This window comes from Alienimonas sp. DA493, assembly GCF_043951915.1.
Taxonomy (GTDB): Bacteria; Planctomycetota; Planctomycetia; order Planctomycetales; family Planctomycetaceae; genus Alienimonas.
This window is the reverse complement of sequence record NZ_JBINJD010000364.1, coordinates 1-546: the sequence shown is the minus strand read 5'-3', so window position 1 is coordinate 546 and position 546 is coordinate 1. Positions and strand designations below refer to the sequence as shown.

1 pseudogene is annotated in these 546 nt (G+C 75.3%); it reads left to right on the top strand.

Annotation, left to right across the window (positions count from 1 at the left end):
• Window positions 1-15 precede the first annotated feature (15 nt).
• Window positions 16-546 (top strand): annotated as a pseudogene (locus tag ACG2DA_RS23040) (hypothetical protein); the annotation flags it as partial.

Genomic DNA, 546 nt, shown 5'->3' with positions numbered 1-546 from the left:
GGGGCGATGGGCCGCGTGACCGGCAGTCTCGCCTTCGTGGGCGCGGCGCGGGCGGCGTGGCTGATCTCCGACGACCCCGCCGGCCGGGGCGAGGACGCCGACCCGGCGTCGCGGGCCCGCCGCCTGATGTTGCCGCTGAAGAACAATCTCGCCCCGGACACCGGCGGCCTCGCTTACTCCGTCGCGGGCGACCCGGCCCGCGTAGTCTGGGAGCAGGACCCGGTCTTCCTCACCGCCGACGAGGCCCTCGCCCCCCGCCGGGCCGACGGCGACGGGCCGCGGGAGAGTCCCTGCGCGGAGTGGCTCCGCGAGACCCTCGAGGCGGCCGGCGGCCGCATGCCGTCGAAGGAACTGACGGAGGCCGCCGCCGCCGCCGGTTACAGCGAGTCCAAGATCAATCGGGCGAAGAAAAAGCTCGGCGTGATTCCGGACAAGGGCGGGTTCGAGGGGGGGTGGGACAGCGTGCTCCCGTCCGCCTCGTCGGTCGATTCGGGCGGCGATTCCGCCCCCCAGGCCCGCGAAGGCGTCGAAGGCGTCGGCCCCCCG